The sequence below is a fragment of the Apilactobacillus waqarii genome, from assembly GCF_019061205.1.
Classification (GTDB): Bacteria; Bacillota; Bacilli; order Lactobacillales; family Lactobacillaceae; genus Apilactobacillus; species Apilactobacillus waqarii.
Map to the genome: position 1 here is coordinate 33,422 of NZ_JAHQYH010000004.1, position 16,364 is coordinate 49,785.

The 16,364-nt window shown below is 38.3% G+C and carries 15 protein-coding genes and 1 tRNA gene; 2 read left to right on the forward strand and 14 right to left on the reverse strand.

All coding sequences use genetic code 11. The features are described from left to right. A complete protein-coding gene (locus tag KTJ72_RS03810) occupies positions 1-1,962 on the reverse strand; it encodes a cation:proton antiporter (protein ID WP_217304182.1) in 1,962 nt (653 codons plus the stop codon). Between the two features lie 11 nt (positions 1,963-1,973). Beyond that, a complete protein-coding gene (gene murB / locus KTJ72_RS03815) occupies positions 1,974-2,858 on the reverse strand; it encodes a UDP-N-acetylmuramate dehydrogenase (protein WP_217304183.1) in 885 nt (294 codons plus the stop codon). A gap of 163 nt (positions 2,859-3,021) precedes the next feature. Between murB and KTJ72_RS03820 the strand changes: the two genes are divergently transcribed. Further along, positions 3,022-3,558: a 3'-5' exonuclease gene (locus KTJ72_RS03820; RefSeq protein ID WP_041152551.1), complete on the forward strand. Its 537-nt coding sequence runs from the start codon at positions 3,022-3,024 to the stop codon at positions 3,556-3,558. Between the two features lie 16 nt (positions 3,559-3,574). Here KTJ72_RS03820 and KTJ72_RS03825 read toward each other — a convergent pair whose 3' ends face one another. The 12 genes from KTJ72_RS03825 to gap form a co-directional block, all read right to left on the reverse strand. Continuing rightward, the gene (locus KTJ72_RS03825) at positions 3,575-4,075 is read right to left on the reverse strand and encodes a GNAT family N-acetyltransferase (RefSeq protein ID WP_057197595.1); all 501 of its coding nucleotides are present in this window, start codon (positions 4,073-4,075) and stop codon (positions 3,575-3,577) included. 2 nt (positions 4,076-4,077) lie between these two features. Next, complete coding sequence (tsaE, locus tag KTJ72_RS03830; RefSeq protein ID WP_217304184.1) at positions 4,078-4,554, reverse strand: tRNA (adenosine(37)-N6)-threonylcarbamoyltransferase complex ATPase subunit type 1 TsaE; 477 nt, start codon at positions 4,552-4,554, stop codon at positions 4,078-4,080. Positions 4,555-4,573: 19 nt separating this feature from the next. After that, positions 4,574-5,539, reverse strand: coding sequence for a phosphate acetyltransferase (pta, locus tag KTJ72_RS03835; RefSeq protein WP_057197592.1), 966 nt, complete (start codon positions 5,537-5,539; stop codon positions 4,574-4,576). A 10-nt stretch (positions 5,540-5,549) separates the two neighbouring features. Beyond that, a complete protein-coding gene (locus KTJ72_RS03840; protein ID WP_217304185.1) occupies positions 5,550-6,239 on the reverse strand; it encodes a uracil-DNA glycosylase in 690 nt (229 codons plus the stop codon). A gap of 82 nt (positions 6,240-6,321) precedes the next feature. Beyond that, complete coding sequence (gene smpB / locus KTJ72_RS03845) at positions 6,322-6,795, reverse strand: SsrA-binding protein SmpB (RefSeq protein ID WP_041152547.1); 474 nt, start codon at positions 6,793-6,795, stop codon at positions 6,322-6,324. A 21-nt stretch (positions 6,796-6,816) separates the two neighbouring features. After that, positions 6,817-9,165: a ribonuclease R gene (rnr, locus tag KTJ72_RS03850; protein ID WP_217304186.1), complete on the reverse strand. Its 2,349-nt coding sequence runs from the start codon at positions 9,163-9,165 to the stop codon at positions 6,817-6,819. A gap of 149 nt (positions 9,166-9,314) precedes the next feature. Beyond that, positions 9,315-9,554, reverse strand: a complete 240-nt coding sequence (secG, locus tag KTJ72_RS03855) for a preprotein translocase subunit SecG (RefSeq protein ID WP_034531960.1) — start codon at positions 9,552-9,554, stop codon at positions 9,315-9,317. Positions 9,555-9,654: 100 nt separating this feature from the next. Beyond that, the gene (locus KTJ72_RS03860) at positions 9,655-11,181 is read right to left on the reverse strand and encodes a ClC family H(+)/Cl(-) exchange transporter (protein ID WP_249419554.1); all 1,527 of its coding nucleotides are present in this window, start codon (positions 11,179-11,181) and stop codon (positions 9,655-9,657) included. Between the two features lie 102 nt (positions 11,182-11,283). Beyond that, a complete protein-coding gene (gene eno, locus KTJ72_RS03865; RefSeq protein WP_034531957.1) occupies positions 11,284-12,603 on the reverse strand; it encodes a phosphopyruvate hydratase in 1,320 nt (439 codons plus the stop codon). A gap of 98 nt (positions 12,604-12,701) precedes the next feature. Next, positions 12,702-13,463: a triose-phosphate isomerase gene (tpiA, locus tag KTJ72_RS03870; RefSeq protein WP_217304187.1), complete on the reverse strand. Its 762-nt coding sequence runs from the start codon at positions 13,461-13,463 to the stop codon at positions 12,702-12,704. A 172-nt stretch (positions 13,464-13,635) separates the two neighbouring features. Next, a complete protein-coding gene (locus KTJ72_RS03875; protein WP_041152543.1) occupies positions 13,636-14,850 on the reverse strand; it encodes a phosphoglycerate kinase in 1,215 nt (404 codons plus the stop codon). A 163-nt stretch (positions 14,851-15,013) separates the two neighbouring features. Then, positions 15,014-16,027 (reverse strand): type I glyceraldehyde-3-phosphate dehydrogenase, encoded by a 1,014-nt coding sequence (gene gap / locus KTJ72_RS03880; RefSeq protein ID WP_034531952.1) that lies wholly within the window; start codon positions 16,025-16,027, stop codon positions 15,014-15,016. A gap of 254 nt (positions 16,028-16,281) precedes the next feature. Between gap and KTJ72_RS03885 the strand changes: the two genes are divergently transcribed. Next, a tRNA-Arg gene (locus KTJ72_RS03885) sits at positions 16,282-16,353 on the forward strand. The last annotated feature ends 11 nt before the right edge of the window (positions 16,354-16,364 follow it).

Consider the following 16,364-nt stretch of genomic DNA (forward strand, 5'->3'; position numbering starts at 1 on the left):
TTAGTCTGTGCTTAATTCATTATTTTCAACGTAGTTAACCTCTTGTCTTAACTTAGAAGCAAGTTTCAAACTAATCTTATCGTTGATCAATAATTCTTGAATGCCCTTACGGTAAGCTTCTAGTTCACGTTCTTTGGCAATACGGTAGTATTTTTCGTAATCCAATGAACGAGTTCTTAAAGCCAAACTAAGGTTGGTGTATTCATCCACAATTGAGTTAATTACTTTAGAATCACCATGTTCTTTTAGCTTTTGAACGGTATAGTCATTGATCATAATCAACGCCTTTTGAATCTTTAGTTTTTGTTTCTTGTCAGAACGTTGTTTGAATAGCCATAACTTGGTTGTTTGAATGGCTGACATGAATTCTAGTTTTAAGTTGAAATCGTTAAATGCAACTAGGTTCTTCAATTCACGGTGGTTAATTTGATAGTTAATCGCATTGGCTTCCTTGCTAGTAACAACCTTGTCTGCGACTAATTTCTTAACAGCTTGGTGTTCATATTCAACGGCCAATGAACGAATACTCTTCTCTAACTCATCCGGTTTGATTGAAGATAGTTGTCTAATCATCAATTCGCATTGATCGATTAAAATATTGCAAATGTGTTTGTCCGAATGGTCCATTTTTTTAATGTCATCAATCACGTAGTTTAACACGTAGATACGCGCCTTTTCTTCACTCCAATGGTTATCATTGTTGTAAGAAACGACCGGATCGTTTTTTGAAATCAATGGCAACACAATTACCGCAGCTAGTAAACTTAAAACGATGACAATCGATGCAATGAATAGTACTAATTCACGATCAGGAAACGCCTCGTTTTGGACGGTAATCAATGGAATGGAAAGAATTCCGGCCATGGTGATGGCACCACGAACACCTGAAAAACCAACAATATTTGCTGTTCTAATGTCGATTGGTCCAACCTTCTTAGTGGTAATTAGGTTGTGACAGATTTCGTATAGAATAATCCACACAATTCGGATAATTAGAATAATTAACCATGTCACAACGGCATAACCAATTGATTGGAAGGTGTTGAACTTCATGTCGTTAATAACGGCTTCCATCGCAAATGGAAGTTCAATCCCTAGAATCAAGAACACGATTCCGTTTAATAGGTAAACGATAATGTTCCAGGCTTGTTCACTAATCAGTTGTAATTCAGCTGATGATGATTGCGTTGATGTGTTGTTCACATGGTAGACAATTCCGGCTGTGACCACCGCAATTACCCCCGAAGCATGGAAAACGTCTTCAGATAGTAAGTAAATAACGAATGGTGAAACGATTTGTAGAACCACGTTAAATACTAAGTTGGTTAAACCGTTCTTGTACAACCATTTACGAACTAATGAGATAACTAGCATTGTAACTACCCCAATGATGGCACCAACGATACTGATGTAGAAGAAATCTCCTACGGCACTCTTCAATGAAAAGGCACCATAAACGGTTGCGGCAATGGCATACTTAAAACCAATCAAACCACTAGCATCATTGATTAAACTTTCTCCGTTTACCAAGTGCAAAATGTTTTTGGGTAAACGTACTTTTTTGGCGATTGATTCAACGGCAATTGGATCGGTTGGTGATAAAATTGCAGCTAATGAGAATGCTACTGGAAGTGGCATTGATGGAATTAATTTATAAATTAACACACCACCAAAGAACATGGTGATAAATACTAAGATGATTGCATTTGCGAAGATGGGCCATCTCAATTCCCAAAGTTCATCCTTTGGAAAACGACGCCCGTCATTAAATAGCAACGGTGCAATGAATAATAGTAAAAACCAGTCTGTACTTAGGTTAATGCTAAAGTTACCAATCAATGCTAATCCACATCCGAAAACGACCTGGATTAAACTAACCGGAATGGCCTTAACATAGTGATTAATGATTGTTGATAGAAGCAGTAGTAACGTTAAAAATAAAATAATTTCAATAAGCTGCATGGATTATCCCCCTATTTGTCTTGTCCGATAATTCTTACTTCCGTTTCTAGATGTACTTTGTTTTTAGCGTAAACAGTTTCTTGCACATGCTTAATTACGTCTAAGTAATCGGTAGCAGTAGCGTTGTCAATGTTCACAATGAACCCAGCATGTTTCTTAGATACTTGGGCACCACCTGATTGGTATCCTTGAAGACCTGCATCATGAATTAACTTACCAGCAAAGTAACCCTCTGGTCTCTTGAAGACACTTCCACATGATGGTAGATCAAGTGGTTGCTTGGATTCACGTAATTCATTTAGATGATTCATTTCTGCTTGGATTTCGTCTTTATCCCCAGTGGATAACTTAAATGTCGCTTCCAAAACGATGTCGTCTTGGTCTTGAACAGCACTGTGTCTGTAACCGAAATCTAGTTCACTATTTGATAGTGTCTTGATTTCGTTTTCTGGTGTTAAAACAGTGACTGAATCAATCACTTCGGCGGTTTCCCCACCATAAGCACCAGCATTCATGAAGACTGCTCCTCCAATACTACCTGGAATTCCGGCAGCGAATTCCATCCCGGTTAAACCGTGTTGTTGAGCAACAATGGTAGTATCAATGTATCTAGCCCCTGCTTGAGCAATTACTAAATCATCGTGAGATGTAATTTCGTTCATCTCAGTTAAGATGATGACTAATCCCCTAATGCCACCATCCTTGATGATTAAATTACTAGCATTTCCTAAAACGGTAATTGGTAGATCATCACGTTTTGCAATTGATAGTAATTCTCTGACTTCATCTGTATTTTTCGGAAAGGCAACCAAGTCAGCAGGTCCACCAGTTTCTGTAAATGTATATTTTGATAATGGTTCATTTTTTAAAAGCTTAATTTTTTCCATTTTAATCATTTTCCTTAATTATCATAATTTATACGAGTTTATTCATAGAAATCACATACTTTTAATATTTAAAACGAGTAAACTCGTATTAGTACATTTTTAATTTTACCACGATATCATATACTAAGACCATGTTATAATGTTGAAAGAATAAAACGAAAGGACGTTATTAATGAACTTCGTTGCAATTGATTTTGAAACTGCCAATAATCAACGAGCTAGTGCCTGTTCATTAGCGCTGACCGTTGTGCGCGATAACAAGGTTGTTGATGAATTCTATACTCTAATTAATCCGGAAACCGATTTTAATTATCGAAACGTTGATATTCACGGCATTCACGAAAGCGATGTCGCTGACGCGCCTACCTTTCCTGAAATCTGGCCGGTAATCAAGCAATTCTTTACCAAGGATCAATTAGTAGTTGCTCACAATAACTCATTCGATAATAGTGTATTGGCACGTACCCTAATGCGTTATGGCCTAACCGTTCCAATCTATAAAACATTAGACACGGTTAAGACTTGTAAGTATCTTTTTCCTGAGTTTAAGAATCACAAGCTAAATACGGTTTGTGCCAACTTAGGAATTAGACTTCACCATCATCACAATGCGCTAGATGATAGTTTAGCTTGCGCTAATATTTTAATTTATCAACAAGAAAACTTTGACGATGAAGTCATCAAGTCATTCATCAAGGTAAAAAAATAAGCATCCATCTGGGTGCTTATTTTTTTAGGTTATATTGCATTTCTTGTGTGGATAAAACACTACCAAGTGCATTAATTACCCTTTTCTTTACCACGGTAAAGCCACTTTTTTCGTATAAGTGAATTGCGTGTTCGTTGGTCTTTTTCACAACCAGTGCCAATGTGGATAAGTTACTGTCATAGGTTGCCCAATCAATGACAAAGTCCATCAACTGGCCACCGATTCCCTGATGACTATATTGATTCAAGACGGCAATCCCTAACTCACCAATTCCGGAATCTTGTAGTTCTTGAACTTGAATCATCCCTACCGGTTGATCATCCAAAAATGCTAGGCCAATGATAAAACTACGGGTTTGATTAACCAACATAATCTGTTGAGCTTGGTCATCTAAGGATAAATTACCGATATTTGGATCAATCGTGTATTGGTCTGATTCTTGTTTTAATTGTGCAATCAATTCGATTAACTTAGCTGCATCGTCTGGTTGTGCACAACGCACCTCTAAATTACACATCGCTACTTTTCCACCTGTGGAAAAATTTGCTTAACGATGTCTTCAAAACGTTTGCCGCTTGGTTCAAATGAAATGGTTCTGAAATCTTCACCCTTCTCGTCATCACGACGGAAAACAATTTTCAAGTAGTCGTCGGGTAGTTCATCGGCAATGAATTCAGACCATTCGATAACGTTAACACCGTCACCGTTGAAGTATTCTTCTAGTCCTAGTTCATCCCCACTACCATCATCTAAACGATAGATATCCATGTGGTAAAGCGGCAATCTGCCACCTTGATACTCACGGATAATGGTAAATGTAGGACTCTTGATATTACGTTTAATACCCAAGCCCTTGGCTAATCCTTTGGTGAAAGTAGTCTTACCAGCACCTAAGTCACCATCCAATAAGATGACGTCCTTAGCCTTTAATAATGGTGCCAATTGTTCACCATATTCTTTTGTTTCATCAGGTGATCCTACGTTAACTTTAACCAAGAATCATCCCTCCTTTTGCTTATAGAGATTGGATTGCGTTAATAATTGCAACGTTGTAAACATCTTCAGCGACACATCCACGTGAAAGGTCTGATACTGGTTTTGCCAAACCTTGTAGTAGTGGACCAAATGCTTCAAAGCCACCTAGACGTTGAGCAATCTTGTAACCAATGTTTCCTGATTGTAGTTCAGGGAATACGAAAACGTTAGCTTGTCCAGCAACTTCTGAACCAGGTGCCTTCTTGTTAGCAACTTCTGGTACTAATGCAGCATCAAATTGTAGTTCACCGTCTGAAGGAACATCTAGTTCATCTTTGGCCATTGAAGCTGCTTCTTGAACCTTGGTTACCATGTCACCCTTAGCTGAACCCTTAGTTGAAAAACTTAGGAATGCAACCTTGGGATCGATGTTGAATTGTTTAGCAGTGATAACACTTTGCTTAGCAACTTCAACCATTCCCTTAGCATCTAGTTCGATGTTAATGGCACAGTCGGCAAAGATGTATCTAGTGTCACCCTTTTGCATCAAGAATGAACCTGAGATACGACGCATGCCTTCTTGGGTCTTGATGATTTGAAGAGCTGGTCTAACAGTATCTCCAGTAGCATGAGCTGCACCTGATACCATTCCATCGGCCTTGTCCATGTATACCAGCATAGTACCGAAGTAGTTAGCATCCTTTAGCCATTCAGCTAATTGTTCACGGGTGTTCTTACCGTTACGACGTTCTTCTAATGCATCTAGCATTTCTTCGAAATCTTTTTCTGGGTAGTTGTTAATGTCGACAATTTCAACGTTTGATAGGTTGAAGTCACCGGCATTTTGTTTAATTTCTTCTGGGTCACCTAATAGGACTGGGTGGATTAGTTGTTCGTCAGCTAAACGACTAGCTGCTTCGATAATTCTGATATCGTCTCCTTCTGGGAAAACGATTTTCTTGTTTAAACCACTAATCTTTTCTTTTAATTCATCTAGTAAACTCATATTTTTCCTCCTAATGGATTGTAACGTGTTCTGGTAGTTGCCAATCAATTGGCTTTTCGCCTAATGATTCTAAGGCAATATTAGTCTTTGAAAATGGTTTGGATCCGAAGAAACCACGGTGCGCTGACAATGGACTTGGATGAGCTGATTCAATCACAATATTGGTCTTGGCATTAATCAACTTCACCTTGTCCCTAGCCGCTCTCCCCCAAAGGATAAATACGACTGGTTCAGGTCGTTGTGATAACTTTTCAATTGCAGTATCGGTTAATTTTTCCCATCCCTTTGATTTGTGGGAAAATGCAATTCCATCCCTTACGGTCAGTACTGAGTTCAACAATAGAACTCCTTGTTTGGCCCACTTTTCAAGATAGCCATGATTAACCGGTTTGATGCCTAAATCACTTTCTAATTCCTTATAGATATTTCTAAGCGAAGGTGGCACCTTCACTCCAGGTAGGACTGAAAAGCTCAAACCATGTGCTTGATTGGGTTCATGGTATGGGTCTTGTCCTAAAATAACCACTTTTACTTTTGAGAATGGGGTCCATTCAAATGCTTCATAGATTTGGTTAGCGTTTGGATGGATTTCATGATTTTCATATTCTTCAACTAAAAATTTACGTAAATCTTGGTAATACTCTTTTTCAAATTCTGGCTTCAATACATCCCACCAGTCATTGTGAATAAAAGGTTTCATTTATAACACCTCTATATATGATTTTATCATATATACAATAAATTCACATCGCAAAAAAGCGCCCCATAACGGGACGCTTTTTTTAGTAGTGTTTTAAAACACGTGAGATTTCACGTTCTTGATCACGTTTCTTCATTGTTTCACGTTTATCGTATTCATGCTTACCTTCAGCGACACCAATCAAGACCTTAGCAAAACCTTTCTTAAGGTACATCTTCAAAGGGACGATTGTAACTCCCTTTTTGTCTGTTTCCTTTGCTAGGCGCTTGATTTCTTGTTTGTGTAAAAGCAATTTACGATTTCTAAGTGGATCATGATTGAACTGATTACCTTGTTCATATTCACTAATGTGAACATTCATCAATGTTGCTTGGCCATCTCTGATTTGGGCGAACCCATCCTTTAGATTAACACGACTCGCACGAACGGACTTAATTTCAGTCCCGGTCAATGCAATTCCCGCTTCATAGGTTTGTAAAACACGGTAATCATGACGAGCTTTGCGATTTTGCGCAACCAAGTTATCGTCTTTATTAGTTGGTTTCTTCTTAACCATTATCAATCACCTCTCAACCAATTAATGTTTTGAATTGGAATGATTACGACCATTACGGTTGTTGTTTCTTGAATGGCGGTTATTGTTGTTTCTACCAAACTTACCATTCTTGTTGTCGTTTCTTCTGTTGTTACGACGACCACCGTTGTTTCTTCCACCACGACCGTGAGCACCATTACTGTGGCTTTCAGGTTTTAGTTTAGACATTGGTGTGTCTTCTGGATTAACAATATCAAAGTCGACAGCACTTTGGTCAACGTCAACGTTAACCACCTTAACACGAACTGGTTGACCAATTCTGTAAGTACGGTGAGTATTTCTACCAACAAGTGCTAGGTACTTTTCAATGTATTCATAGTAGTCATCCTTCATACGACTAATGTGAACTAATCCTTCAACAGTGTTTTCAAGTTCGATAAACATACCAAACTTAAGCACTGAACTAACAGTTGCATCGAATTCTTCTCCGATGTGGTCTGCCATGTATTCAGCCTTCTTCATTGCATCAGTATCACGTTCTGCATCGATTGATCGACGTTCTGCCTTTGATGAATGGTCTGAAATTTCTTCAAGTAATCCGGCGTATTTGGCCTTTGATTCCTTGTTGATACCGTTGTCTTCATAGTGGTGAATTAAACGGTGAACAGTTGTATCTGGGTATCTTCTGATTGGAGAAGTGAAATGAGTATAGAATTCAGCACCTAGACCAAAGTGACCAAGTGGTTGGTCAGTATATCTAGCTTGCTTCAAGCTCCTAAGCATCATAACTGATACGGCAGGTTCTTCTGGCTTACCAGCAACCTTCTTCAATACGTTTTGTAATACCTTTGGCTTCAAGTGATCTGGGTCACCTTTAACTTCTACACCGAATGCAGTTAAGAATTCGAAGAAGTTCTTCACACGTTCTCCATCTGGTGTTTCGTGAACACGATAGATGAATGGTGCATGAGCTTTGCAGTAATGTTCAGCAACGGTTTCATTGGCAGCCAACATGAATGATTCAATCATTCTTTCAGCAGTACCACGAACTCTTAGCTTAATGTCGATTGGGTGACCAGTTTCATCAACGATGATTTCTGATTCGTTATCATCGAAGTCAATGGCACCACGACGGCGACGTTGTTTGTATAGAATCTTGTGTAGTTCGCCCATTTCTTCAAACATAGGAACTAAGTCTTTGTAACGTTCCATAGTGTTTTCATCATGTGCTTCTAGGATGTCATTTACAGCCTTGTAAGTCATTCTAGCCTTAGATTTCATCACACTTGGGTGAATACGATGGTTAACAACATTTCCGGCTGGGTTAATTTCCATATCACAACTCATACATAGACGAAGTTCACCTTCGTTCAATGAACAAATTCCGTTTGATAATCTTCTTGGAAGCATTGGGATAACTCTGTCAGTTAAGTAAACAGAAGTACCACGCTTGTATGCTTCTTCGTCTAATAGACTACCTGGTTTTACGTAATGAGAAACGTCGGCAATGTGCACACCTAAGTGGTAGTTACCATTTGGTAATTTCCATACAGTAACGGCGTCATCCAAGTCCTTTGATGATTCCCCATCAATAGTAACTAGTGTTTGATCAGTAATGTCTTCTCGACCTTGCTTTTCTTCTTCACTAATTTCTTCTGGAATCGCGTCTGCTTCTTGCAATACGTCTTCTGGGAATTGAGCTGGAATATCGTGAGCGTATACGATTTGTAGGATGTCGATTCCAGGGTCATCAACGCTTCCGATTACTTCCTTAGCGATACCAACCATATAATCTGGGTGGTCAGCATTTGGGTATTCAGTAATTTCGGCAGTAATTACTTCACCTGGTGTAGGTTTTAGACCAACACCTGTAACGTAAAACTTGTAGTTAATAAGCTTCTTTTCTTTTAGCTTAACTTGACCAACGTAGCCATGATCGTCGTCAGTACGGGTGAATTCCCCAACTACTTGTTCATAGTTTCTTTCAACGATGTTTACAACCTTACCTTCTGGACCTTTACCAGAGTTTTGGTCGGCACGTCTTACAATTTCAATTTGAACAGTATCACCGTTCATTGCTTGTAGTGTGTTGTCAGGTGCGATGAATGCATCTTCTAGGTTTTCGTCATAGTTAACAAATCCGAACCCCTTTGGATTTGCATGAAAAGTACCTTCGATTGTTTCACCTTGCACGTTTAACTTAAAATTGCCTGTTTCAGTAACCATAACTGTCTTTTCGCGTTCTAACACAGCTAATGATTGGACAATTAGTTTAAATGCATTTGCACCATGGTATCCTAATTCATCTGCTAGTTCTTCTACTGAAAATTCGCGATTGGGGAATTTTTGAAGAGCAGCATGAATTTCTTGTTTTAAACTATTATCTTCCACGATTTACTCCTTAAGTTTTAAATTTTCGATCTTAAATCAAATTCGATAACTCATATCTAGTATTCTAACATTTTTATACCGTCTATCCTAAACGGTTTTTCGATTTCACATAAAAAAAGCTCCTGTAAAAATTACAGGAGTCTTATCAACTAGTGTGATGATAACCAAACTAATCCTAATGCTGATGCAAAGAAAATAATCAATAATACAACTGTTACTTTTTGCATAAAGGCTTCAAAACCACGTGGCTTAGAGTTGGCAAACAAATCATCAGCACCACCGGTTAAAGAAGACATTGCATCGTTGTTAGTCTTTGCTGGTTGCATCAAGACAGCGATGATAATTAATACACTGTCAATCCAAATTATATTCATTAAGAAATTATACAATTCGTTGCCTCCTACCTAAAATACATAGGTTTCATCTTTAACTTTATCTTTACTGTTTAGTTTATCATAATACTTTCTAACATGCCAATTAATCAAAATTTTAATTATCTAATGTTAGTTTTTCCACATGTGTATATACATAACCACGGTTGTCGTAGTTTGTGGATATTTCAATGTTATCCCCAGCTCTTAGAACTGTATCTCCATCTGGGATAATGTATTGTTCATTTCTTTTGATGGAACTAATCAAACAACCATCTGGCCAATTGATTGATTTAACGGCTTTACCATCCATATCTGATCCCAATTGAACTGAGAAATATAGGTTGCTTAGTTGTCCACTTGTTGACAACTTTTGTGGGCTCAACATCTTTTGCAACATTTCATTGTAAATTGGGCTACCACCTAATAAGTCGGTAACTTCGTATGCAACCAATGTGACGAATGCCAGTGACATTAGATTTTGCAATGATCCAACCATTTCAGTGATTAAGAGGATGGCTGTGAATGGTGCCTTTCCGACACAGGCGAAGAACCCACTCATCGAGATGATGATGAAGTTAACAAAATAACTTTGTGGTAATACGCCCAATTGAATCAATACCTCTGAATAAATCGCCCCAATCAAAGCCCCTAATGAAAGCATTGGTAGGAAAATACCACCAGGTAATCCAGTTGAATAGGATAGTATTGACATTACGAAACGAATCAACAAGAACCATAGCAATACCGTAATGGTTGGTGCAGCCTTGGCAATCGTTAATACCATTGTGCTACCTCCACCTACGATTGTGGGTAGATACATTTCAAATGGAATGACTAGGATAAATGGAATCAATACCCAGACAATGTTTGGTACCCAGTCTATTTTTTCATACCAATTGTTGACATGAAGTGTGGCATACTCATAAATTAATCCACCGATTCCAATCACGATTCCTAATCCGATTAAGTATGGATAAATATGTAGTGGAATCACATGTGAATAATTCATGTGTAATACCGGCACTTTACCAAAGACCGCAGTTGAAACGAAGTTCGCACTGATTGCAGCTGAAAGTGAAGTTAACCAGACTGATGTTGAAAAGTTGTGATAAATTTCTTCTAGCACAAACAAGGTACTGGCGATTGGAGCGTTAAATGCTGCTGATAAACCAGCGGCCGCCCCACCAGAGATAATCGTTTTACGTGCTTGTTTTGTTTGTTTAAGGGTATCTGCTAGTCCCTGAGCGGTAGCAGCACCCAATTGAATTGAGGGACCTTCACGGCCTAAAAATAGCCCACTGGAAATGGCAAGCACCCCACCAATGAACTTCTTGCTTAAGACAGAGAACCATGAATAATCTAATTCACCGTTTAACTGCCCTTCAACCTGTGGAATCCCTGATCCCTTAATGTTTTTATCTCGTTTTACTAAGTAATATACGAAAAATGCGATTAGTAAATTCAAGATGATTAAAATAATTAGTACAAATAAATTAGTTCGCGCTACCTTCGCTAGTTTTAAGAATTGGTCCGATAGTCCTTCAATCGATACTCTAAATAGACTAACCACCATTCCGACTGCCAGTCCAATTAATAAACCGTACAGCACTGATTTAAATCGTCTTAAATTATCACTTTGCAATATGTTCGCCTTCTTTTAGTTGGTATAACAATCATACCATATAATTTTATGTACAAAAAAAGCATTGAAATAATTCAATGCTTTTTTAGTAACAGTTAGTTATTATTTGTTAATAACGTTGTTACGAGCTTCTTCAGTTAGGTTGTAGAATGAGTTGATACCCTTGTATTCTGCAACTGAAGCTAATTGATCTTCAATTCTCATTAGTTGGTTGTACTTAGCGATACGTTCGCCACGACTCATTGAACCAGTCTTAATTTGACCAGCGTTTAGAGCAACAACTAAGTCAGAAATTGTAGTATCTTCAGTTTCACCAGAACGGTGTGAGATGATAGCTGTGTAGTTAGCTTCTTTAGCCATTTCAACAGCGTTTACAGTTTCTGTTAAAGTACCAATTTGGTTTAGCTTGATAAGGATTGCGTTAGCAACACCCATCTTAATACCCTTTTGTAGGTAATCAGTGTTAGTTACGAATAAATCGTCACCAACGATTTGAACTTTCTTACCTAGACGTTCAGTAGCCATTTGCCAATCTGCCCATTCGTTTTCATCCAATGGATCTTCGATTGAGATAATTGGGTACTTGTCAACTAATTGTTCTAGTAATGTAACAAATTCATCAGCAGAGTATGACTTACCATCACCTACTAAGTTGTACTTCTTAGTTTCTGCATCGTAGAATTCTGAAGCAGCACAGTCAAAGGCGATTGAAACGTCTTTACCTGGCTTGTAACCAGCACGTTGGATAGCTTCTACTAAGATTTCGAATGGTTCTTCGTTGTTCTTCAAGTCAGGAGCAAAACCACCTTCGTCACCTACGGCAGTTGAGTAACCCTTTTCGTTCAAGATAGCTTTTAGGTTGTGGAAAGTTTCTGAACCCATACGAACGGCTTCTTTAACAGTTTCCGCACCAACAGGCATAATCATGAATTCTTGGAAGTCAACTTTGTTGTTGGCATGCTTACCACCATTGATAACGTTCATCATTGGTGTTGGTAATACGTGTCCGTTGAAACCACCTAAGTAGTTGTATAAAGGAACACCTAGTTCATCGGCAGCAGCACGTGCAGCAGCTAATGAAACACCTAAAATAGCGTTGGCACCTAACTTACCTTTGTTAGGAGTACCATCTAATTTAATCATAGCTTCATCAATAGCAACTTGATCAGTTACGTCGTAACCTACGATTTCCTTAGCGATAATGTTATTAACGTTGTTAACAGCCTTAGTAACACCTTTACCCATGAAACGGTTTTTATCACCGTCACGTAATTCAACGGCTTCGTGTTCACCAGTAGATGCACCTGAAGGAACGATACCGCGTCCCATTGCACCTGCTTCAGTATATAGTTCTACTTCAACTGTAGGATTTCCACGAGAATCTAGTACTTCTCGAGCATAAATATCTGAAATAATTGACATTTTATTCTCTCCTTAATGAAAGTTGTTACCTCGGAATCAAGGCTACTTTCATTTTATTATTTTACAGACCAAGTTTCAATAAAAAACTGTTCAATCTGTTAATTATTTTGGTAATTGACAATTTTGATGAATTCTTTGGCCTTTAAACTGCTCTTTCCAGGTAAGACCCCATCAACATCGTCTTGACTCATAATTTCTGAAACATTTCTGGCGTTAACGCTTCCCCCGTAAACGATTCTGATTTGGTTGGCAATATCATCACCATACAAATCTTTCAATGTTTCACGAATTAGAAAACATGCTTCTTGAACTTCAGCACCACTGGCTGATTTCCCAGTTCCAATTGCCCAACTTGGTTCATAACCAATAACAATCTTTTTAGCATCGTCTTCTGAAATTCCCTTTAATGCTTCAATGACTGGATTTACCACCCAGTTCATTTCATCATAGGTCTTTCGCTTGGCCATTGTTTCATCACAACAAATAATTGGCACCATATTGTTAGCTAAAACGGCCTTAACCTTTTTGTTAATCATCTTATTGGTTTCGCCAAAGTATTTGCGACGTTCTGAATGACCTAACATAACGTAATTAACACCCATATCAGCAAGTGCCATCGGGCTTACTTCGCCGGTGTATGCACCTGAATCTTTGTAGAAACAGTTTTGGGCGGCAGTTTTTAGATTTGTTTCTTCTTTACAAAATCTAGTTAATACATCCATGTAAATTGATGATGCAGCGATTGCGCATTCAACTTCTTTAGGATCTGGTAGGTTCCCTTTGACTGCATCTAAGAATTCTTCAACTTCATGTAATGTTAAATTCATTTTCCAATTTCCAACGATAAAAGGAGTTCTCATTTTTTACCTCCTATTCTTTTAAACAGATTATTACAAATCGCTATATACCAATGATATCACTAAACAATTGATATTAACAAATTGCGCCTCTTTTTTAATAAAAATTTCACTCCTTTTATTATACAAAAAAAAGACCCGATGTTATACATCGAATCTTAAAAAGATATTATTCTTATTTATCAGTAATAGCGGCGATACCTGGAAGAGTCTTACCTTCCATGTATTCTAGTGAAGCACCACCACCGGTTGAAACGTGTGATAGCTTGTCAGCTACACCTAGTTCGTTACATGCGGCAGTTGAGTCACCACCACCAACAACAGTAGTAGCGTCAGTTAAGTCACCTAAGAACTTACCAATAGCTAGAGTACCCTTAGCAAAGTTACTCATTTCGAATACACCCATAGGTCCGTTCCAAACTACAGTCTTAGCGTCTCTTAGAACGTTTTCGAATAGTTCGATACTCTTAGGACCAATGTCTAGAGCCATTTGGCCATCAGGAATGTTTTCACCAACTACTTGAGTAGGTGCATCATTGTTGAATTCTGGAGCAACAACTGAGTCAACAGGTAGAACGATCTTGTCGCCACCCTTTGCTAGGATTTCCTTAGCAGTGTCAATCTTGTCCTTTTCAACTAATGAGTTACCGATAGTGAAACCTTTAGCTGCGTAGAATGTGTAAGTCATACCACCACCAATGATGATGTGGTCAGCCTTGTCTAATAGGTTATCGATAACACCAATCTTATCTGAAACCTTTGCACCACCTAAGATGGCAACAAATGGACGTTTAGGATTGTTTACGGCACCACCGATAAACTTAATTTCTTTTTCCATTAGGAAACCAGCGGCAACTGGCTTGTTTTCTGCTTCCATTGCACGTGCAATACCAACGTTTGAAGCATGTTCACGGTGAGCAGTACCGAATGCATCGTTTACGAAGCAATCACCTAGTGAAGCCCAGTATTGACCTAACTTAGGATCGTTACCAGATTCACGTTTTACGTTTTCACCATTTACAACATCTTCAAAACGAGTGTTTTCGACAACAACGATGTCACCATCATTCATGTTGTTGATAGCTTCTTCAAGCTTTGGACCTTCAGTTTCGGGAACGAAAGTAACAGGTTTGTCAATTAGTTCAGAAAGCTTTGCAGCAACTGGACGTAATGATAGTTCCTTCTTGTCATCTTCAGTCTTGATACGACCAAGGTGAGAGAATAGAACTGCCTTTCCACCATGTTCGATTACGTATTTGATTGTTGGAATAGCACCAACGATACGACTTGTGTCACCAACAACACCGTCTTTAATAGGAACGTTGAAGTCGACACGCATTAAAACTTTTTTGCCTTTTAAATCTAAATCAGAAACAACTGTCTTAGCCAATCTAGATTACCTCCCAAAAATTATTTAAAATTGATGTAACAATTTCAATATACTTCATTTATTTCTTTATTTCAAAGAATTTCTAAGCCGAAAGTAATTGTTATAAAAAATGGAGGAGGCAATTGCCTCCTCCACCTTATGCCTTGCTAAATTATAATTTAGATTATAGTTGAGCGAAGTGTAGTAAAGTACGAACCATGTTGCAAGTGAAGCCCCATTCGTTATCGTACCATGACCATACCTTAACAAGTTGGTCATCACCAAAAGTAGTAACATCAGTTTGAGTAGCATCAAATACTGATCCGTGAGTATCACCAATGATATCACTTGAAACGATTGGTTCGTCATTGTAACCAAATGCTTCGTTACCTTCAGTGTATTCTTTCATCTTAGCGTTAACTTCGTCAGCAGTAACGTTCTTCTTGTCAACGATAGCAGTTAATTCAGTTAATGAACCGTCAACGATACCAACACGTTGAGCCACACCGTTTAACTTACCATCAAGTTCTGGAACAACAAGACCTAAGGCCTTAGCAGCACCAGTTGAGTGAGGAATAGTGTTAGTTGAAGCAGTACGGTTGTTTCTGAACTTCTTACCACGAGGGCCATCTAGGATAGCTTGAGTTGAAGTGAATGCGTGGATAGTAGTCATAGTACCAACTTTGATACCAAAGTCTTTGTTTAAGAAGTATGCTGTAGGAGCGATACTACTTGTAGTACATGAACCAGCTGAAACGATCTTGTCGTCAGCAGTTAGAGTATCCAAGTTAACACCAGGAACAACAGTCTTGATTTGACCTGCAGGTGCAGAGATTAGAACACGCTTTGCACCAGCGTCTAAGTGAGCTTGTGATTTTTCTTCTGAAGTGTAGAAACCAGTACATTCTAGTACAAAGTCAACACCATCATTTTTAACCCATGGTAGGTCAGCGGCATTGCGTTCAGCGTAAACTGGAACTTCCTTACCGTCAACAACGATTCCGTTATCGGTTGAAGTAACTTCACCTGGGAATTTACCATGTGTTGAATCATATTTTAATAAGTATGCAAGCATTGAAGGAGTTGTTAAATCATTAATAGCAGCAACTTCAATATCGTCTGAGTTTAGTTCGTGGATACGTTTGAAAGCCAAACGACCAATACGACCAAAACCGTTAATACCAATTTTTACAGTCATAACTGTTTTCCTCCTAGAGAAATAAATTTGAGTACTACGTACGGATTAAATACTACTACTTTTTTACCGATCAGTCTATAATACATGCTCAGTAATTTTAAAAAAATAACCAGTACTAATTTGTAACAGTTATTTTCTGTATAAAATCCTTACGCTCTAAGTATATCAGTGCTAATTTTAGTTTGCAAATCAATTACCTCAGTGTGTTTCTTGAATTTAACCCCCTTTTCATTTATAGTTTAATCTGTTGAAATGCATCTGTAGTGTAATGGATAGCACTAAAGATTCCGGTTCTTTCGATGGGGGTTCGATTCCCTCCAGATGCATTGGTGATTAA